The organism is bacterium (assembly GCA_004299235.1).
Lineage (GTDB): Bacteria > Chloroflexota > Dormibacteria > Dormibacterales > Dormibacteraceae > SCQL01.
On the sequence record SCQL01000035.1, the window covers coordinates 20546 to 39766 of the forward strand.

At 68.9% G+C, this 19221-nt stretch carries 20 protein-coding genes; 6 read left to right on the forward strand and 14 right to left on the reverse strand.

Going from position 1 to position 19221, the window contains the following annotated elements:
* Window positions 1-148: 148 nt before the first annotated feature.
* From EPN29_13345 to EPN29_13355, 3 genes are all read right to left on the reverse strand, one after another.
* Window positions 149-1048 carry a 1,4-dihydroxy-2-naphthoate polyprenyltransferase gene (locus tag EPN29_13345; GenBank protein TAN31409.1) on the reverse strand — a complete coding sequence of 300 codons (900 nt, stop codon included), beginning with the start codon at window positions 1046-1048 and terminating at the stop codon, window positions 149-151.
* A gap of 1 nt (window position 1049) precedes the next feature.
* Complete coding sequence (gene menB, locus EPN29_13350) at window positions 1050-1907, reverse strand: 1,4-dihydroxy-2-naphthoyl-CoA synthase (GenBank protein TAN31440.1); 858 nt, start codon at window positions 1905-1907, stop codon at window positions 1050-1052.
* Window positions 1908-2014: 107 nt separating this feature from the next.
* Window positions 2015-2968 carry a nucleotidyltransferase family protein gene (locus EPN29_13355; GenBank protein ID TAN31410.1) on the reverse strand — a complete coding sequence of 318 codons (954 nt, stop codon included), beginning with the start codon at window positions 2966-2968 and terminating at the stop codon, window positions 2015-2017.
* Window positions 2969-3061: 93 nt separating this feature from the next.
* Between EPN29_13355 and EPN29_13360 the strand changes: the two genes are divergently transcribed.
* Window positions 3062-3907 (forward strand): deoxyribonuclease IV, encoded by an 846-nt coding sequence (locus EPN29_13360; GenBank protein TAN31411.1) that lies wholly within the window; start codon window positions 3062-3064, stop codon window positions 3905-3907.
* A gap of 30 nt (window positions 3908-3937) precedes the next feature.
* Here EPN29_13360 and EPN29_13365 read toward each other — a convergent pair whose 3' ends face one another.
* On the reverse strand, window positions 3938-4177 hold the full coding sequence (locus EPN29_13365) for a hypothetical protein (GenBank protein TAN31412.1): 240 nt from the start codon (window positions 4175-4177) through the stop codon (window positions 3938-3940).
* Window positions 4178-4267: 90 nt separating this feature from the next.
* On the opposite strand from EPN29_13365, the gene EPN29_13370 reads away from it, so the two are divergent.
* Window positions 4268-4912: a hypothetical protein gene (locus EPN29_13370; GenBank protein ID TAN31413.1), complete on the forward strand. Its 645-nt coding sequence runs from the start codon at window positions 4268-4270 to the stop codon at window positions 4910-4912.
* On the opposite strand, the gene EPN29_13375 is transcribed toward EPN29_13370, so the two are convergent.
* Genes EPN29_13375 through EPN29_13400 form a run of 6 tightly spaced genes read right to left on the reverse strand, consistent with a single transcriptional unit; the run spans window position 4826 to window position 11568 of the window.
* Entirely contained in the window at window positions 4826-5806 is a 981-nt protein-coding gene (locus EPN29_13375; protein TAN31414.1) for an XdhC/CoxI family protein, read from the reverse strand. The genes EPN29_13370 and EPN29_13375 overlap by 87 nt on opposite strands.
* A 2-nt stretch (window positions 5807-5808) precedes the next feature.
* Entirely contained in the window at window positions 5809-6969 is a 1161-nt protein-coding gene (locus tag EPN29_13380) for a VWA domain-containing protein (protein TAN31415.1), read from the reverse strand.
* Window positions 6962-7852, reverse strand: a complete 891-nt coding sequence (locus EPN29_13385; protein TAN31416.1) for a MoxR family ATPase — start codon at window positions 7850-7852, stop codon at window positions 6962-6964. The genes EPN29_13380 and EPN29_13385 overlap by 8 nt, the downstream gene beginning before the upstream one ends.
* Before the next feature lie 20 nt (window positions 7853-7872).
* The gene (locus tag EPN29_13390) at window positions 7873-8679 is read right to left on the reverse strand and encodes a xanthine dehydrogenase family protein subunit M (GenBank protein ID TAN31417.1); all 807 of its coding nucleotides are present in this window, start codon (window positions 8677-8679) and stop codon (window positions 7873-7875) included.
* Window positions 8676-11048 (reverse strand): xanthine dehydrogenase family protein molybdopterin-binding subunit, encoded by a 2373-nt coding sequence (locus tag EPN29_13395; protein TAN31418.1) that lies wholly within the window; start codon window positions 11046-11048, stop codon window positions 8676-8678. The genes EPN29_13390 and EPN29_13395 overlap by 4 nt, the downstream gene beginning before the upstream one ends.
* Before the next feature lie 4 nt (window positions 11049-11052).
* Window positions 11053-11568, reverse strand: a complete 516-nt coding sequence (locus EPN29_13400) for a (2Fe-2S)-binding protein (GenBank protein ID TAN31419.1) — start codon at window positions 11566-11568, stop codon at window positions 11053-11055.
* A 106-nt stretch (window positions 11569-11674) separates the two neighbouring features.
* Here EPN29_13400 and EPN29_13405 point away from each other — a divergent pair, with 106 nt between their 5' ends.
* Complete coding sequence (locus EPN29_13405; GenBank protein ID TAN31420.1) at window positions 11675-12277, forward strand: hypothetical protein; 603 nt, start codon at window positions 11675-11677, stop codon at window positions 12275-12277.
* On the opposite strand, the gene EPN29_13410 is transcribed toward EPN29_13405, so the two are convergent.
* Entirely contained in the window at window positions 12269-12784 is a 516-nt protein-coding gene (locus tag EPN29_13410) for a hypothetical protein (protein TAN31421.1), read from the reverse strand. The two genes, EPN29_13405 and EPN29_13410, sit on opposite strands and share 9 nt — an antisense overlap.
* Between EPN29_13410 and EPN29_13415 the strand changes: the two genes are divergently transcribed.
* Complete coding sequence (locus EPN29_13415; GenBank protein ID TAN31422.1) at window positions 12756-13997, forward strand: amidase; 1242 nt, start codon at window positions 12756-12758, stop codon at window positions 13995-13997. The two genes, EPN29_13410 and EPN29_13415, sit on opposite strands and share 29 nt — an antisense overlap.
* A gap of 61 nt (window positions 13998-14058) precedes the next feature.
* Here EPN29_13415 and EPN29_13420 read toward each other — a convergent pair whose 3' ends face one another.
* The 3 genes from EPN29_13420 to EPN29_13430 form a co-directional block, all read right to left on the reverse strand.
* Window positions 14059-14262, reverse strand: a complete 204-nt coding sequence (locus EPN29_13420) for a cold shock domain-containing protein (GenBank protein TAN31423.1) — start codon at window positions 14260-14262, stop codon at window positions 14059-14061.
* Between the two features lie 135 nt (window positions 14263-14397).
* Complete coding sequence (locus EPN29_13425; GenBank protein TAN31424.1) at window positions 14398-15471, reverse strand: hypothetical protein; 1074 nt, start codon at window positions 15469-15471, stop codon at window positions 14398-14400.
* Window positions 15284-15976: an alpha/beta hydrolase gene (locus tag EPN29_13430; GenBank protein TAN31425.1), complete on the reverse strand. Its 693-nt coding sequence runs from the start codon at window positions 15974-15976 to the stop codon at window positions 15284-15286. Before EPN29_13430 ends, EPN29_13425 begins: the two co-directional genes overlap by 188 nt.
* 97 nt (window positions 15977-16073) lie before the next feature.
* Here EPN29_13430 and EPN29_13435 point away from each other — a divergent pair, with 97 nt between their 5' ends.
* A complete protein-coding gene (locus EPN29_13435) occupies window positions 16074-18071 on the forward strand; it encodes an ATP-dependent DNA helicase RecQ (protein ID TAN31426.1) in 1998 nt (665 codons plus the stop codon).
* A 242-nt stretch (window positions 18072-18313) separates the two neighbouring features.
* Window positions 18314-19207 carry an alpha/beta hydrolase gene (locus EPN29_13440; GenBank protein ID TAN31427.1) on the forward strand — a complete coding sequence of 298 codons (894 nt, stop codon included), beginning with the start codon at window positions 18314-18316 and terminating at the stop codon, window positions 19205-19207.
* Window positions 19208-19221 lie beyond the last annotated feature (14 nt).

Sequence of the window (19221 nt, forward strand, 5' to 3'; positions counted from 1 at the left end):
GCGTAGCGAGCCGCACCCAATCGTTCGCGGTCGAGCATGCCGCCGCCGACCACGGGTCGGAGGACGAATGACCGCCATCCTCGATTGGTGAGGCGCTCGACTTCGCACGCCACCTCACACGGCTGCCGGGCCGTGACGTACGCGCTGGTCACAGGAGCAGTCCGAGGGCGAAGAGCAGCGCGTAGGCCAGCTCCGCGATCGCGATCCGTTTGAGCGCGCCCACCAGCTGCGGGCCGTCGCGGGTCGTGAACGCGGTGCCAACGGCGCCGGCGGCGATCGGGATGGCGAAGAGCACCGTCAACACGGTCACGCCGGCAAGCTTCGCCGCCAGGGCGACGATCGGGACGGCGAAAGCGGCGCTGACGAGCAGGACCAGCAGGTAAAGCGTGCGCTGGCGGCCGAGGCGCGTGGCCAATGTCCGCTTGCCGGCGGCCGCGTCGGTGGCGATGTCACGCAGGTTGTTGAGGACGAGGATGGCACTCGCGAGGCAACCCATGGCACAGCCCATGACCAGGGCGAGCGGCGTCACGCCGAGCGTTTCGACATACACGGTGCCCGCGGTCGCCACCAGGCCGAAGAAGACGAACACGAAGAGCTCGCCCAGGCCGAAGTAGCCGTACGGCCGCGGCCCTCCTGTGTAGAGCCAGCCGGCCAGCAGGCAGGCGGCGCCGGCCACCAGCAGCCGCCAGTCGGTGGCCAGGCTGAGCACCAGTCCGGCGATGCCGGCGACGCCGAAGGCGGCGATCGCCGCCCACCCGACATGGGCCGGCTCGACGACGCCGGAAGATGCCGCGCGCAGCGGGCCGACGCGGCGGGGATTGTCGGCGCCGCGAACGTGGTCCGAGTAGTCGTTGGCGAAATTCACTCCCACCTGCATCGCCACCGCGACGACCAGCGCCAGCGAACCCGCGACCAGGCGCGCTCCACCGTCGTGCACGGCGACCGCCGTGCCGGCGAGGACCGGCGCGACCGAGGCCGCCAGCGTGGCCGGACGGACCGCCGACCACCACACACGCGCCGGGTTCAGCGCGGCGCCGGCAGCCGCCATGTCAAGGCCTTTTCGGGAACTTCGAAAAGTTCGGCTTGCGCTTTTGGACGTATGCGTCGCGCCCCTCCTGGGCCTCCTCGCTGAGGTAATAGAGCAGCGTGGCGTCGCCCGCGAGCTGCTGGATGCCGGCCAGGCCGTCGTCTGCGGCGTTGAGCCCGGCCTTCAGCATGCGCAGCGCGAGCGGGCTGAGCTCCAGCATGCGGCGGCACCAGGCGACGGTTTCCTTTTCCAGGTCGGCGAGCGGCACCACCTTGTTGACCAGGCCCATGTCGAGCGCCTGCCGGGCGTCGTACTGCTCGCAGAGAAACCAGATCTCGCGCGCCTTCTTCTGCCCGACGATGCGGGCCAGCAGCCCCGAGCCGTAGCCGCCGTCGAAGCTGCCCACGCGCGGGCCGCTCTGGCCGAAGCGCGCGTTGTCGGCGGCAATCGTCAGGTCGCACACGACGTGCAGCACGTGGCCCCCGCCGATCGCATAACCCGCGACCATCGCGATCACCGGCTTGGGCAGGCGGCGAATCTGGATCTGGAGGTCGAGCACGTTGAGCCGCCCTGTGCCCTTGGAGTCGACATAACCGTCATCGCCGCGGATCCGCTGGTCGCCGCCGGAGCAAAAGGCTTCGGTGCCGGCCCCGGTGAGGATGACGACGCCGATCTTCGGGTCGTCGCGCGCGACCTCGAACGCCTTCGACATCTCGAACACGGTGGTCGGCCGAAAGGCATTGCGAACCTCCGGCCGGTTGATCGTGATCTTGGCGATGCCATCCCAGGTCTCGTAGACGATGTCGTCGTACCGGCCGGCCTTGAGCCAACCGGTCCCGCCACCTGATGCGACCCGCTTCCGCCCGGCCCCCTTGCCCACGGCTCCCCCTCGATCTTTCAAGTTAGTACTCCTAGAGCGATCACTAGCACCATTGAGATCGTACGCGGTCGGGCGGCGGCGCCGCTCTGGCGCCGCATCAGGGCGCGCTAAGCGCGCTGCCGGGGCTTGCGTCGCGGAAACAGCCGCACGATCTTGGCGTAATCGGCGGGCGTGTCGATGTCGTCGGAGCGCCCCGGCGCGGGCACCGTGTCGAGGAGCTCCGGGCGGCCGTGGAGGACCTGCCGCGCGCCGGCGTCGCCCTTGAGCGCGAGGAGCTCAGCCCAGAGCTCGCGCGCCAGGACCACGGGCGGCACCCATTCGTTGTGGGCCTGACTCACCGCGACCGCCGGCCGCGAACCCTCGCGCCGCCAGGCTCTGAGCAGCGCGGCCACGGTGCGAGAACCGACCAGCGGCTGGTCCCCGAGCAGCACCACGGCCGCCTCGATCTCCGGTCGCATGGCTCGAAGCCCAGCCTGCAGCGAGGACGCCATGCCCGTGCGCGCATGAGGGTTGTGCACGAGCTCCGCATCGCCGACGACCGCCCGCTTGACGTCCTCCGCCGAATAGACGACCACGACCTGGTGGCACCCGCCCTCGGCCGCGGCCTCCATCGCGTGCCGCACCATCGGCTTGCCGGCGACCTCGAGCAACACCTTCTGCGGCCCGGCCATGCGCGAGCTCGACCCGGCCGCCAGCACGATCGCACCGACCGGGAGCAGGGCGGCGGCGAGGCGCTCGAATGGCGGTCGGGCCGACCGGATCCACTCGACGTCGATCTCAGCCCGTATGGCGGCCTCCGCAAACTCACGCAGACGCGCGCTGTCGCCGTCGACCAGGAACAGGCGCCGGCCCGCAAGCCACGACAGGTCTGGCACGGCCTCGGGCAGGCCGACCACGGCCAGCGCGCGGCAGTCCTTTCGGGCGGCGACATGCTGGCAAGCGGATTCCAGGTCCTTGCCGCGGACGACCAGTGAGTGCGGCCCCTCAGGCTCGCGATAGGTGCGTCCCCTGATGGCCAGGTCGAGGTCGCTCATGACAAACACCATCGCGCTCCTCAGCATGCCAGATGCCGCTCAGCGCCGAGGCTGCCCAAGGGCCACCGGCACGCACCACCTCCTGGGTGGTGAGGAGCGACCACGACTTAATCTTTCCGAATGCCGTTGCTCGGAGCTCACGTCGACTCGTCCGGCGGCCTGCACCTCGCATTTGACCGCGCGGCCGCAATGGGTGCGCAGGCGATCCAGGTCCACCCCACGCCGCCTGGCTTCTGGGGATCGCCGAAGTTGGACGAAACGCGGATCGCCACCTTCAAAGAGGCGGCCGCCAAGCACGGCCGTCCGCCCTTCTACTTCCATGCCGTCTACCTGATCAACCTCGCCGGTGACGATCCGACCCTGCGCCAGCGATCCGAAAGCACGCTCGCGGGTTATCTGAAGGCGGCCGATGAGCTCGGCGTCGACGGAGTCATCTTCCACACCGGCTCACACAAGGGCGCGGGCTTCGAGGCCCGGCTGCCGGGCATCCTCGAACATTTGCGGCGAGTGCTCGAGCGGGCCGACCCGAGCAGTGCGCGCCTGTTGATCGAGAACAACGCGGGTCTCGGCGGCTGCGTCGGCGCGAGGTTCGAGGAGATCGCGCAGATGCTGACCGCGCTCGGCGATCCGCGGGTTTCAGTGTGCTTCGACACCTGCCACGCCTTCGCTTCGGGCTATGACGAACGCACGCCGGCGGATGTGGCGAAGACTCTGGACGAGCTCGACCGGGTGGTCGGTTTGAACCGCGTCGAGGTCATCCACTGCAACGACTCCGTCACCGGCCTCGGCTCCAACCGGGATCGGCACGCGAACATCGGCGACGGACAGATCGGCGAAGCCGGTTTTCGCGCCCTGCTGCACGAGCCCCGGCTCGCCAAGGTGCCGTTCATCCTCGAGGTGCCGGGCGCGGGAGAGGGCCCGGACGCCCAGCAGGTCGACGTCCTGCGCCGCCTGGCCGGCGCCTAGCGTCGCGTCCCGAACCTTCGGGGCCAAACCCTAGGCGGCGTCCGAAGCCGCCGCCCTCTCTGCGGCCTCCTCACGGTCGACCTCCGACTGGCGCCGCGACGGGCGCGACATCAGAAAACCTCCCAGCCGCCGCGCGCGCTCGGCCAGGCGACGGGCCCAGGCCACGGCCGCGGGGACACCCCCCGTCGCCAGCAGGCGGCTGTTCTCCATTTCCAGCTGCAGGTCCTTCAGCCGCTGCCAGGCGACGTCCTCGTTCATGTATGGGTACATTTTTCCTTCTCCCCGTAACTGGCTTACCGGTTACAAGGGTTATTATAACCGATGTTCAAGCCGTAGTGGTTATGGATATACTGAGAATCAATGTCCAATCGGGAGACCGCCGGAGGCGCCCTCGGCCTCGTTCAGGCCTTCGTCAACACAGTCGATCTCCAGGACGGACCCGAAGAGCTCGCCGGCCCGGACACGCTCAATGCGTGGCTGGTGGCACGAGGCCTCATCGAAGAGGGTCAGCCCGTCGACGCCTCCGACCTGAAGCACGCGATCGCCGTCCGCGAGGCGATCCGGGGCGTCATCGGCGCCAACTCGGGCTTCCCACTGTATCCCATCGACATCGCCACGCTCAATGAGGCCGCCGCGGCCGGCCGCGTGCGCATTCGCTTCGCCGCCGACGGCAGGCCGCGACTCGACCCGGAGGTCACGGGCGTGGTCGGGGCGATCGGGCGCATCGTCGCCGCGGTCTACACCGCCATGGAGGGTGAGGACTGGTCGCGGCTCAAGCTTTGCGAGTCACCGCCGTGCCGGTGGGCGTTCTACGATCGCTCCCGCAACCATTCGAGCCGCTGGTGCACCATGGCCTCCTGCGGGAACCGGATGAAGGCGAAACGCTTCAGGAGCCGCTCCAAAAACCCCGGACCGGAGCTACGCGACGGAGGGCCGTCTCACCTCACGCATGGAGACCCCCGAGCCTCCGAATCGCACGGCGGTGATCTCCGCCAGGATCCCTAGCGCCGTCTCCTCCGCCCCGCGCCCTCCCAGGTCCAGGCCGATCGGCCCGTGCACCCGTGACAGCTGGTCTTCGTTGAATCCCTCCGCCCGCAGCGCGTCGAAGCGGTTCTGGTTCGTCTTGCGGCTGCCGATCGCCCCGATGTACCCGGCATCGTGGCCGAGCACAGAGCGCAGCGCGGGAAGGTCGAACTTCGGATCGTGCGTGAGGATCACCACGTACGCCGCGTTGTCGATCGCCAGCTTGGCCATCGCCACATCCGGCCACGCGACGATGAGCTCGTCGGCATCCGGAAACCGCTCCTTGGTGGCGAACTTCGCTCGCGCGTCCACCACCGTGACGCGGTAGCCCATCAGCTTCGCCAGCCGATGCAGCGGGATCGCGATGTGGATCGCGCCGATGATGATCAGGTGCGCGGGACGGCGGAAAGGCTCGACGAAAAAGTCGCCCACGGCGCGGTCGCGCCGTGCCAGCTCGGTGCCCGCTGGCGTGCCCTTGCTCACCTCTGCCTCGCCCGTGACCAGGTCGGTGCGCAACGTCGCCGGCTCGTCGCGCTGCAGGATGGAGATCAGCTCCAGGTGCACCTGGCCCAGCGGCTGAACGAAGACCTCGATGTGGCCGCCGCATGCGAGTCCGACCTCGAAGGCGACGTCGTCGGCGACCCCGAATGCGGCCAGCTTCGGCGCGCCGCTCCCGAGCACCTTCTGTGCCTCCTCGAACACGGCGCCTTCGATGCAGCCGTTGGAAACCGAGCCGGCCATCTTGCCCGATCGCGTGACGACCATCTTGGAACCCAGCGGTCGCGGGCTCGAACCCCAGGTCTCGACCACCGTGGCGAGGGCGATCTCTTCGCCCGCCCGCGTCCACTCGCTGAGCTCGCCCAGGACTTCTCGCATCCCTAAATCCTCGATCGGCTGCCGAGGCCGGCCAGCAACCGGCCCAGGTCGTCCAGCGCCTGGAGATTGTGGGCGGCAAGGAAGTCGTCGCAGTGGGGCAGCGCCGCGGCCATGCCGCGGGTCAGCGGCTGATAGCCCTCCGAGCCGAGCAGCGGGTTGAGCCAGATCAGCCTGTGCGCCGAGCGCCGCAGGTGGATGAGCTCGGCGGTGAGCTGCGCCGGATCCCCGCGATCCCAACCGTCGCTCACGATGATCACGACGGCGCCATGCCCGAGCACCCGGCGCGCCCAATGCCGGTTGAAGTCGGCGAGCGCCTCGCCAATCCTCGTCCCCCCGCTGAAATCGTGAACGCCCTTGCTCACCGAGTCGAGCGCGCGATCGAGATCGCGATATCGAAGCAGCCGGGTTATCCGGGTCAGGCGGGTCGAGAACACGAAAGCTTCGAGGTCCTCTCGTCGCGCGATCGCATGCGCGAAGATCATCAGCAGCCGGGAGTAGCGCTCCATCGATCCGCTCACGTCGCATAGGAGCACGAGCGGACGGCGGCGCACTCTGGGGCGGCGCCGAAACAGCTGCATGAGCTCGCCGCTGGATCGGATGGCGTGACGCGCTGAACGCCTCAGGTCGATGCGGCCCGCTCGCGCGGGGCGCAAGCGGCGAGTTCGCCGCTCGGCGACGCGCCACGGAGCCGCCTCGAGGAGGCGGCGGACCTGCTCGGTCTCCTGCCAGGTCATCTGCTCGAAATCCTTGTGGCGCAGCAGCTCATCGGCGCTGTAGCCGCTGGAACTCGCCGGCACCGCGGTTGCATCCGGCTCGCGATTCATCCCGGAGCTGTTGAGGCCGAGCGCCTCGGCCCAGACCTTGGCCCGCTCCGGGGACATGGGCAGCCCGCGGCTGCGGCCGGGCAGGGCGCCGGCGGCGGATCGAGGATCGGGTGGCGCCCAGAAGATGTCGAACGCCGCCTCGAACGTGACGATGTCCTCCTTGCGACTCACGAACACCGCCCGCAGCGCGTTCCTGAAGTCGCCCTGCTGCTTCAGGTCGATGTGGTTGAGCGCCCGGGTGGCATCCGTCAGCCGGCGCGGGCCGGCCTCGACACCCGCGTCGTGCAGCAGTCGCGCGAACGCTCCCAATCGAGGCAGCAGGTCCGGTGTCCTAGGCACCTCGTGCCTTGTCCACCAGTGCGGGGACCTGAGCCCGGACCCTCTCCAGGTCCTCCTGGTATTTGAGTGCGGCGCCGATCGTCGCGTTGACCAGCGTCTCGTCGATGCGGGTGGCGCCGAGGACGGCGAGCGATCGCGCCCAGTCAAGGGTCTCGGCGACGCCCGGCACCTTGTAGAGGTCCATGCCGCGCAGGCCCTGGACGAGCGACGCCACCTCCCGAGCCAGCCCGTCAGCGGCTTCCGGCGCCCTCGCGCGCACGATCTCCACCTCCTTCTCGAGGTCGGGATAGTCGATCCAGTGATACAGGCAACGCCGCTTCAGCGCGTCGTGCACCTCGCGGGTGCGGTTGGAGGTGATGACGACGAACGGCGCGTGCTTCGCCTTGATGGTCCCGATCTCGGGGATCGAAACCTGGAAGTCGGACAGCAGCTCGAGCAGAAACGCCTCGAACTCTTCATCCGAACGGTCGATCTCATCGATGAGAAGGACCGGTGGCGTGGCGTCGTCGTTGTCGATCGCGTCCAGGAGCGGACGGCGGAGGAGGAATTCCGAGCTGAAGATCTCGCGCTCCGCCATCCGCCGGTCCTCGCCTTCGCCCAGGAGCCGGATGTGCAGCAGCTGCCGCGGGTAGTTCCATTCGTAAACCGCGTGGGCGAGGTCGATGCCCTCGTAGCACTGCAGCCGGATGAGGCGCGCGCCGAGAACGTCCGCCATGACCTTGGCCGCCTCGGTCTTGCCGACCCCGGCCTCGCCCTCGATGAACAGGGGCTTGTCGAGCTTGAGGGCGAGGAAGATGGACGTCGCCAGCCCGCGATCGCCGATGTAGCGGCGATCGCGCAGGCGCGTCTCTACGTCATCGATGCTCGCCGGAGGCGGGGCCACGCCAAAAGACTACCGAGCCGCTAGCCCGCTTGTTCTATCGCCCTCCTGGTGAGGACGCGCGCGAGGTGCTTCTTGTACTCGGGGCTCGCGCGAAGGTCGCCTGACGGGTTCAACCCGTCGGACGCGTGCTGCGCGGCCTCGTCCGCCTTGGCGCCCTTGCGCAGAGCCTCCTCGACCGCCTTCGCCCTCACCGGCGTGGGGCCGACGTTGGTCAGGCCGATGCGCCAGCCCCCGTTCATCTTCTGTGCCGCCGCACCGACGATCGCCCAGTCGAAGAGGCGCCGGCGGAACTTGATGTACTTGTGCGGCCCGCCGGCCGCCGGGAACACGACCTCGGTCACGATTTCGTCGGCCGCCAGAGGCGTCGTGAACAGGTCCGTGAAGAAGTCCCTGGCGGGAATGGTCCGCCGGTTGGTGACGATGTCCGCGTCCAGCATCAGCGCGATCGTCGGGTAGTCGCCGGCCGCGTCGGCGTGCGCGACCACCCCTCCGATGGTGCCCATGTTGCGCACCTGGTTGTCTCCGACCTCGCCCGCCACCTCCGCGAGGATCGGCAACTTGTCCTTGACGACCTGTGAGTTCTGGATGGTCACGTGGCGGGTCAGCGCACCGATCCGCAGCTTGGAGCCCTCCGCCTTGATGTGGTCCAGCTCTTGGATGCCGTTGATGTCGACAAGCGCGCTTGGCTGGGCGAGGCGCAGGCGCATCAGCGGGATGAGGCTGTGGCCTCCCGCCAGCACCTTGGCGTCCTCACCGTACTTGCGCAGGAGCTCGGCCGCCGCCTCCACGGAGGAGGCGCGCGCGTATTCGAATGCGGCTGGGATCACTGGCGGGCCTCCTTTCCGTCGCCGGACGCCCGCTTGGCGAGCTGGATCTGCTTCCACAGCCGGTCCGGGCTGGCGGGCATGTCGACGTGCTTGATGCCGAACGGGCTCAGGGCGTCACAGATGGCGTTGATGACGGCGGCGCTGGCGGCGATCGTCCCCGCCTCGCCGATGCCCTTGACTCCCAACTCGTTGGTGGGGCTTGGGGTCAGGGTTTTGTCGAGCACCATGGCCGGAATCTCGTTGGCGGTCGGGACCAGGTAGTCGAGCAGCGTCCCCGTCTTGAGCTGGCCCGATTCGTCGTCGTAGACGACCTCCTCGTAAAGCGCCTGCGCGATGCCCTGCACGATCCCGCCCACGATCTGACCATCGACGATCATCGGGTTGATCACGTTGCCGCAGTCATCGACGGCGATGTACTTGCGCATGTCGACGGCGCCGGTCTCCGGGTCGACCTCGACCACGCAGACGTGGGCCCCGAACGGCCACGTGAAGTTGGGCGGATCGAAGTAGCTGACCGCCTCGAGCCCCTGCTCCATACCCTCCGGCAGGCCGGCTCCGTAGCTGGCGAAGGCGATCTCGCCGATTGACTTGGAATTCTCGGGACTGCCCTTCACGGTGAACCGGCCCTGCTCGAAGACGATGTCGTCCTCGGCCGCCTCGAGCACATGCGCGGCGAGCTTCTTGGCCTTGTCGATCACCTTGAGGCAGGACTTCCGCACCGACATCCCGCCCACGGCCAGGCTGCGGCTCCCGTAGGTGCCGTAGCCGAAGGCGGGCCCTTCCGCGGTGTCGCCATGGCGGATCTCGATCGAGTCGTAAGGGACGCCGAGCGTGTCGGCGACGAGCTGGGCGAAGGTCGTGTCATGGCTCTGTCCGTGCGAGTGCGTCCCCACGTACACCGACACACCGCCCGTGGGATGGATGCGCACCTGGGAGGATTCGACCAGGGCCACGCCCGCCGCGGGGGCGGTGGCGGCGCTGGGGCCCAGGCCGCAGATCTCAATCCAGGTCGACAGCCCGATCCCCAGGTAGCGACCCTGCCGGCGAAGCGCTTCCTGCTCGCGCCTCAGATCCTGGTAGCCGGCGAGGTCCAGCGCCTTGTCGAGGGCCTTCGCGTAGTTGCCGGAGTCGTAGGTGAGTCCGAAGTTGTTGGTGAAGGGGAACTCGGTGGCGAAATTCTTGCGGCGCACATCGACCGGGTCCATCCCGATCTCGCGCGCGACGAGATCGACCGCCCGCTCGACGAGGTGGGTGGCCTCCGGCCGTCCCGCCCCCCGATACGGATCGGTGGAGGTCTTGTTCGTCAGCACGCCCACCGTCCGAGCCGCGATGTGCTTCCACCTGTACGCTCCGCCCGAGAGGAGGCAGGCGACCGCCTGAAAGGCTCCGAACACGCCCTGGTAGGCCCCGATGTCGAGGAACTGGGTGACCTTCAGGGCGACCAGGGTGCCGTCCTTCTTGGCGCCCACCTCGATGTCGAAGATCTGCCCGCGTCCATGGGTCGTGGCGACCAGGTTCTCGGAGCGGCCCTCCGTCCATTTCACGGGGCGTGCGGCAAGCTTGGAGGCGATGCAGGCCAGGTACTCCTCGGGGTACGGCCGGATCTTGCTGCCGAAGGCGCCGCCCACATCGGGACCGGCGATGACGCGCACCTGGCTCTCCGCCAGGCCGCAAGCGGTGCCGACGAAGAGCCGGATGAAATGCGGCACCTGGCTCGAGGTCCACAGCGTCAGCCGCTTGTCGTAGCCGTCGTACTCCGCGACCAGGCCGCGTCCTTCCATGGCGATCGGGAAGAGCCGCTGCTGAAGGATTCGCTCCCTGACGACCACCTCGGCCTCTTGGAAGGCCTCAGGCGAGTCTGGCGAGTAAGTCAGTTCCCAGCCGATGTTGTCCGGGGCGCCGCTGTGGGCCGTCGGGCCGCCCGGGCGCATGGCCTTGTCGAGATTCATGACCGCCGGCAGCGGGTCGTAATCGACCTGGACCAGAAGCGCGGCATCCGCCGCCTGATAGCGCTCGCCGGCGATCACGACGGCCACCGGCTCGCCCTGGTAGACGACCTCGTCATGCGCGATCGGGAACTGGTTGGGCACCTGTTTCTTCTCGGCGACGAACGACGCCGACACCGGAAGTCCGCCCGCGATGTGGTCCTTGAAATCGGCGTAGGTGTAGACCGCGTGGACGCCCGGCGCCTTGCTGGCGTCGGACGGGTCGATGGATCGGATCTTGGCGTGCGCCAGCGGGCTCCGCACCACGGCCATGTGCACCATGCCCGGCCGCGTCATGTCGTCGACGAACCGCCCGTGCCCGCTGACCAGCCGCGGATCCTCGCGGCGGTGGATCTTGGCGCCGATCATCGTGGTGACCGCCATGGCCTCAGCTCCTCCGGGCGGCAGCCGCTCGCTCGCCCATCCTGGCCCTCGACCCGTTCATCGCCTTCGCCGCCGACTGGACGGACTTGATGATGTTCACGTACCCGGTGCAGCGGCAGAGGTTGCCCTCGAGTCCCTTGCGGATCTCGTCCTCGGTCGGGTCGGGGTTTTGCGAGAGCAGGTAGGCCGCGGCCATGATGAAGCCCGGCGTGCAGTAGCCGCACTGGAGGCCGTGCTCGTCCCAGAACGCCTGCTGCAGCGGATGGAGCTCGCCGTCCCTGGCCATGCCCTCGATCGTGGTCAGGTTCCTGCCCTCGGCCTGGAGGGCGAACATGGTGCAGCTCTTCACCGCCATGCCGTCGACCAGAATCGTGCACGCCCCGCACTGACTGGTGTCGCAGCCGATGTGAGTGCCGGTGAGCCCGACGACGTCACGCAGGTAGTGCACGAGCAAAAGGCGTGGCTCGACCTCGTGCTCGTGGCGGTGGCCGTTGACTGTGGTGACGACCTTGTGCTTCATACGGCTCCTCCAATCAGCGGTGGCGGCGCTTCGCGGCGCCAGGAACCTCACACCCTCGTGAACGAGCCGAGGTGAACTTCTCTATTGCGCTACTTTTAGCGGCGAAATGCAACTAGAAAATTCGTTCAGCGTGAGTGCGCCGCCGGATCGGGTGTTCGGCTACTTGCTGGACGTCAACAAAGTGGTCGGCTGCGTTCCCGGAGCAGAGCTTTCGGAGATCGTCGACGCGACCACCTTCAAAGGCAAGGTCAAAGTCAAAGTCGGCCCGATCACGGTCGCTTACAGCGGCACCGCGAGGATCGCGGATCGGGACGACGCGAACCGTACGGCGACGCTCGAAGCCGAAGGCAAGGAGATCACCAACCCGGGTTCGGCGCGGGCCAAGGCTCTGATGAGCGTGGCCGTCGACGGCGACGGATCCGTGGTCAAGATCGTCACCGAATACAGCGTCGCGGGCCGCGTCGCCCAGTTCGGGCGCGGAGTGATGGAGGACGTGTCACGCCGCATCGTCAACGAGATGGCGGCCTGCATCAAGGCCAACGTCGAGGCCGGCGAACCGGCTTCCCCGGCGGACTCCAGCCCGGGCGGCGCCAAGACGGCGCCGGCGGCGCCGGCACCGGCCGCCGCCAAACCGGTCAACGCGCTCGGTCTGCTCTTCTCGGTCCTGTGGGCGCGATTGGCCCGGATCTTCTCGCGGAGCTCAGCCTAGGTACAGCGCGAGCATCTGGTCGCGGTTGACCAGGATCGAGGGCTGAGTCCAGCTCCGACCGGTGACGCCGAGAACGGTCACGGTGACGTCGACCATGGGGAAGAAATGCGCCTTCAGCAGGATCTCGTTGTGCATGCTGGGCTCGGTCGCCTTGGGGAACTCCGCGGCGCCGGTGACCATGAAAGCGCCGGCTTGGAACATCACGTAGCGCCGGACCATCTCCATCACCTGGTCGGGTGGCGGAGGCTCGGGCTCGATGGTCCGGATGCCGCCGATCATGTCCTTGCTGAACAGGCCTTCCGGCACGCCGTTCAGCGCCACCGCGCCGGGCAGCAGGGGCTCCGCGCTCACGTTCCGGAGGTGGAACAGGGGCTCGGGGTCGTTGATGGTCTCGCGCAGGCGACCGCGGATCTGAATCTCGGCGGTCAGGCGCTGATACGCGGTCAGGACGTCGACCTTGCTCCAGGCGAGGCTGGGGTTGATCGCGCTCATGGTCTGCGGCGGCATCTCCGGGGAGGATAACTCGCCGGGCACGAACCCCGCCCCCTTTAGACGTGAGAATTGCGTCATGGAATTGCAGCTGGCGCGGCAGCGGATCAGTCAACGAGCGGACCTCAACGCTTTCATCTCCATCTCGGCCGAGGAGGGCGGCGGGCCGGTGGTGGCCGTCAAGGACCTGGTCGACGTCGCGGGCATGGTCACGACGGCGGGTGGAGTCATCCTTCCCGACAGGGCCGCCGACCGGGACGCCCCGGTGGTGCGGCGCATCAGGCGCGAGGGCTGCGTGGTCGTGGGCAAGACCAACCTGCACGAGTTCGCTCTCGGGGTGACGGGCGTGAACCCGCATCACGGGACGGTCCGCAACCCGCATGATCCGAGCCGGGTCGCCGGCGGATCGTCGGGGGGGTCGGCTGCCGCCGTGGCGGCGGGCATGTGCGACTGGGCGATCGGAAGCGATACCGGGGGCTCCATCCGCATCCCCGCGTCGCTTTGCGGCGTCGTCGGCTTCAAGCCGGCGTTCGGCAGCATCGACATCGCGGGCGTGATCCCGCTCAGCCAATCACTGGACACCCTGGGCCCGATGGCGCCTGACCTCGGCGGCGCAGCGCGTGCCTTTGCCATGATGTCCGGCGAGGCGGTGACGGCCGACCGCCTGCAGAGACCGCGACTCGCCGTCCCGGCGGGCTGGGTCTCGGGCCTGGACGAGCCGACCGACGACGCGTGGCGGCGGGTTGCCGCAGGCGTGCCCGAGATCGAGTTCGTCGATCGCGACCTGCTCTTCCGCACCGGCCTCACCATCTTGCTGGTGGAGGCGGCGACCTATCACCGGCGCTGGGTGGGCGAGTGCCCTGAGAAGTACGGCGCTGACGTGCTGGGCCACCTCCAGCGTGGCCTCGGGCTGCTGGCCGTCGACTACGAGGAGGCCCGCCTCGAGCGGCCGCGGCTGCGCGAAGCGGCGATGCGGGCGATGGATGGGATCGACGCCCTCCTCGTCCCCGCCACGGCGATCGTGGCCCCGCCAGTCGACGCCGGGAACGAGGTCCGCGAGCCCCTGTCGCGATTCACGCGGCCGTTCAACACGACGGGGCAACCGGTGGTGGCCCTGCCGGCTCCGGTGGATGGACTCCCGGTCGGCATCCAGGTGGTGGGACGCACGAACGTGGATACGTTGCGAGCCGCGATGTGGCTGGAGCGGGAGTGGCGGAACACCGAAGCGTGAGCCGCAGGCGCCAGGAATAAGAAAGCCGGCCGCTGATGGCGACCGGCGCGGAGAGCTGTGGCTACGCGAGCTTGATTCGGTTCGCGCGCGGGCCCTTCTGGCTCGGCTCGATCTCAAAGCTGACGCGCTCGCCGCCCGCCAGCGAATCGAAGTTCACGCTCGAGTCAAGGCCGGTCCGGTGGAAGAAGTACTCCCGCCCGTCCTCGGCCGCGATAAACCCGAACCCGCGGTCCGAAACCAGCTTCTTGATGGTGCCAGTCGGCATCTCGAAACTCCTCTTCTCGAAAGTAAATTCGCGAACGCACGGGTCCTTTCGAGAAGATCGACGACCGCGGCGAACATCGCTCGACACCCGGCGACCGGCTTACCTTACCACCCTCATCCGGCAAGTCAAATCGGCTCAAACGGCGAGCAGAAAGACGCCCACCAGGGTGGCCAGCGCGCCTGTCAGCTTCAGGGCGGCGGCCCGGCTTTCCCCCAACCTCCAGACCCCCCAGACGGCGACCGCCACGATCGCTGTTTCCCGCACCGGGGCAACCACGGACAAGGGAGCGAAGCTGAGTGCCCAGAGCACCAGGAAATAGCCACCCCACATGAAGACCCCGATCACCAAGGACCCCGGCCAGGCCGGCGGAGGCGGCTCGAGTGAACGGTGGTCCTCGAGGCCATTCCGGCGGCCCGCGTCAAGCTTCGAGGCGATCCAGCTCGAGCCGATCAGACCGGCGGTGATGAGCACCACCAGCAGCCAGCCGTAGAGCCACGGCGTCGACAGGCGCACTCCGACCCGATCGACCGCCGTGTAGGCGGCGATGGCGACGCCAGTCAGCAGGGCCGGCAGCGTGGCCCGGCCGCTGGTCTGCGGCAGCGTGACCGCGAGGATCCCCAGCAGGCACAGGCCCACCCCCGCGAGCTGCACGGGCGCCAGCCTCTCCCCGAGCAGTCCGAGCCCGGCGGCGACGGCGAGCAGCGGCGCGGAGCCGCGGGCGATCGGATACACGACCGACAGCTCGCCGCGGCGGTAGGCGGCCGACAGCAGCCAGAGATAGGCGACCTCGAGGCTCGCGGACAGAGCGCACAGCCCCGCCGCCGGCGCGGTGAACCCGGGGCGTCCGCCGATGAACCAGGCCGCCGCGACAGGCGGGGTGATGACCAGAACCGCGGCATAGCTGGCGCGCCGGAACGTGGCCATCGGGTTGCCGCTGACCTTGACGAGCACGTTCCACGCCCCGTGCACGGCGGCGGCGCACAAGGCGAGCGCGATGGCGGCCGCGATCAGCTCGGCAACCTCAGCCGGCCGGCCGGCGAGGACGCGCCAGCAACCGGCCGAGAAGCCTGTACACCTCAGGGTTGACGACGAGGCCGTTGTGACTGCCCCAAACGGAGATCGCCGGGATGTCCGGGCGGAGGCAGGAGCGGAAGTTGACCACGTCGTCCGATCGCGTGTAGATCGAGGTCGTGGGTACGACCGGGGCAAGCTCGAGGTCGTGCTCGAAGCGGCCTTCGGCCCTCAGGCGCCGGCCGTAGCCGATCTCGTTCGCGGTTTTGACCACGCCCACGGCGGCCCGGGTGATGAGCGCCAGGTCGGTGAAATCGGCCAGCGGAGAACCGAGCGCGATCACCTGCTCGACACTCTGGGGCCGTCGCTGCGACAGGACCTTGGCGAGGAGCCCGCCACGGCTGTGCCCGACCACGCTGACGCGCCGCCCGCTCTGGCGCTCGATCTCGGCCAGCCGGTGCCTCAGGCCGGCCAGCATCCGCTCCGAGTGGTGGACGTTGAAGAGGATGCCCGAGAGGTGGGGGCTGTAACCGATCCGGCCGAGCCAGCCGTGGAGGACGCGCAACGACCAGTCGCCGGAGAGGAAGCCGGGCACCAGCAGCACCGGCCGGCCGTCCCCACGCGGCACGCCCCGGCCACGAAAGACGGGGTCGCGCAGCAGGGCCGTGAGCTCGCGGAGGGCGAGCGGGTCCCAGAGCTTCACAGGCAGCGATGGTAGGTTGTGCGGCCGCCCGGCCGGAGCACGCCGTTAAGGCCGTGGCGCCCCGGCCTCGGTCGAGTTCACACTGGCGCGGTGGCCTGTGACCCCTGAGCAAGTCCTGAACGACGTCTTCCACCTGGAATCGTTCCGACCCGGGCAGGCCGAGGTGGTGGCGGCCCAGATGAGCGGCCGCGACGTGCTCGCCGTCGCGCCGACCGGCTCGGGCAAGAGCCTGAGCTACTGGGTACCGGCAATCCTGGGGGACGGGCTCACGGTCGTGGTCTCGCCCCTGATCGCGCTCATGAAGGACCAGGTGGATCGGCTGGCCGGCCACGGCGTCAGGGCCGCGTTCATCAACTCGACGCTCGGCTCGGCCGAGCAGCGGGGGCGCCTGGAGGCGGCGTCGAGAGGGGCGTATCAGCTCCTGTACGTCGCGCCGGAGCGATTCAGCCGGCCGGGCTTCACGGCCAGGCTGGCGGCTCTTGCCGTCCGGCGCTTCATCGTCGACGAGGCGCATTGCATCTCCAGCTGGGGCCACGATTTCCGACCTGACTACCGCCTGATCGGCGGCGCGATGGAGGCATGCGGCCGGCCGCCGATCGGCGCCTTCACGGCGACCGCGACGCCGGACGTCCGGGTCGACATCGCGTCCAACCTGGGCCTGCGTGATCCGCTGGTCATGGTCACCGGCTTCAACCGGCCCAACCTGAAGCTCGCCGCCGTCGCGGCCCGCGGGCGCGAGGGGCGGATCGAGGAACTCCGGCGCCGCCTGAATCCCGGCGATGGACGCGCGCTCGTCTACACCGGGACGGTCAAGGGCGCGGAGGACACGGCCGCCGCCATCAGCCGGTGGGGCTTCCCCGCCGCCGCCTATCACGGGCGGCTGCCGGACGTGAGCCGCCGCCGGATCCAGGAGGGATTCGCGGCTCGAGACCTCCGTGTCGTCGTCGCCACCAGCGCGTTTGGGATGGGCGTCGACTTCCCCGACATCCGGCAGGTCATCCACGTCGGCTATCCGGGCAGCGTCGAGGCCTACTACCAGGAGGTTGGACGCGCGGGCCGCGACGGCCGGCCGGCCCTGTGCCTGCTGATCCACTCGGCGAAGGATCGCGACCTCCAGGTCTATTTCATCGAAATGGCCTTCCCGGAGCTCAGCGACGTGATCAGCGCTCATACCGCCTACTCGAGGCTCGGAGTCTGGAACTCCGACCCTGAAGAGCTCAGGGCGCTCCTGCCGGACTCCGCATGGAGATCACTGGAGGCGTCGAAGCGGCTGCTCCAGACCGCGGGGGCTCTGCGGAGCGACGGCAGCGTCGGTCCTTTCGACCCCCCTCGACTCGACTTCCCACAGCGTGCGGCGCTGAAGCGGCACGCCTACACCAAGCTCGCGAAAATGATCGCCTTCGCTCAGCTGCGCTCGTGCCGCCATGCCTACATCACCGACTACTTCGGCGAGCCGACGGCCGAACGCTCCTGCCGTTCGTGCGACAACTGCGAGCACGGAGCGGTCGCCGCGGACAAGACCTCCCAAGTCGACGCCAGGTTCACCCGCGCCGCACTCGCGGGCGCGGCGAGATTTTCGAGCCGGGTCGGGATCGTCAACCTCGCTGCCATCCTGGCCGGCAAGGCGAACCGTTTCATTCGCGATCAGCCGTGGGTGGTCAACGTGCCCGCTTACGGGTCGATGTCGGAATGGAGCCCGGCCTGGATCCGCCGTCTGCTCGAAGAGCTGGTGGCGGCCGGTTGCCTCGCTCAAAGCTCGGGCCAGTACCCGATGGTCGGGCTGACCGAGCGCGGGCGCGCCATTCTCGGCGGCTTGGAGACGATCGAGGTCGCGATCGAGCAGGACCACCAAGCGGCCCTCAGCCCCGGCCCGGATCCGGTCCTTTTCCAGCGCCTTCGCGCCTGGCGGGCTGAGGTCGCCCGCCGTCAGGGAGTGCCTGCCTACGTCGTGTTTCACGACCGGACGCTGTCCGAGCTGGCCGCTCGACGGCCCGCGGACCTGGTCGCCATGGGGACTCTGCCCGGCATCGGCCGATCCAAGCTCGAGCGCTATGGCGCCGCCGTCCTGGAAATCTTGGCGGCGCCAGATGACTAGGCGAGCTGGTGCTTGCCGGTTCGGGCGGCCGAGAGGGGCGAGCTGGTGCTTGCCGGTTCCGGCGGCCCCCTCACCGAGAGGGGCGAGCTGGTGCTTGCCGGTTCGGGCGGCCAATAGGGGCGAGCTGGTGCTTGCCGGTTCCGGCGGCCCCTCCCCAATAGGGGCGAGCTGGTGCTTGCCGGTTCCGGCGGCCCCCTCACCGGGCCTCTCCCCAAGGGGAGAGGGCATTTATTATTGACGCATTGCGCCATAAAACCGTTGACCTGGAAGGGCCGGTTCACTACGTCGACTTCGGGGGCGACGGCAAACCGCTGCTCATGGTCCACGGGCTTGGCGGCAGCGCTCTCAACTGGATGTCCGTCGGGCCCGAGGTGGCCAAGACCCACCACGCCCTGGCGCTCGACCTGGCAGGCTTCGGGCGTACCCCGCTGTTCAAGCGCTCCGCGGCGGTCGGCGCCAACGCGGAACTGGTCCACTCGTTCATCGAGAACGTGATCGGCGAGCCGGTGGTGCTGATGGGCAACTCGATGGGAGGCCACATCGCGATCCTCGAAGCTGCCGACCACCCGGACTGGGTGACGACGCTGGTCCTGGTCGACCCCGCGATCCCCGGCGTCCGGGTCCAGCGGCCCAAGCCGGCCATGCTCGGAGTCATGGCTGCGCTGTCGATCCCCGGCCTCGCTCAAACCCTGCTCGACCGGCGGGCGCGGGAGCTCGGCGCCGAGCGCCTGGTGCGCGAGACGCTCGCCCTGGTCTGCGCGGACCCGTCTTGCGTCGATCCCGCGGTCGTCGCGGCGCATGTCCAGCTGACGCGTGAGCGAGAGCGCCTGGGACGCCAGAACGGCCGGGCCTTCCTGCAGGCGACGCGCTCGATCGCGTTCCGCATGGCGGATCCACGCTTCTGGGCGCGGGCCGCCCACGTGACAGCACCAACGCTCGTGATCCACGGCGACCTCGATCGACTCATTCCGATCGCCGCCGCCCGTAAGCTCGCCCGCCGGCGGCCGGAATGGACGCTCAAGGTGCTCGAGGGAGTCGGCCATGTGCCGATGATGGAAACGCCCGGCCTATTCATGAACGCTCTGAACGGCTGGGGCGCGCATGGAATCGCACGCGAGGCCGCGACGGCTTCATAAAGGAGCAGCACCCA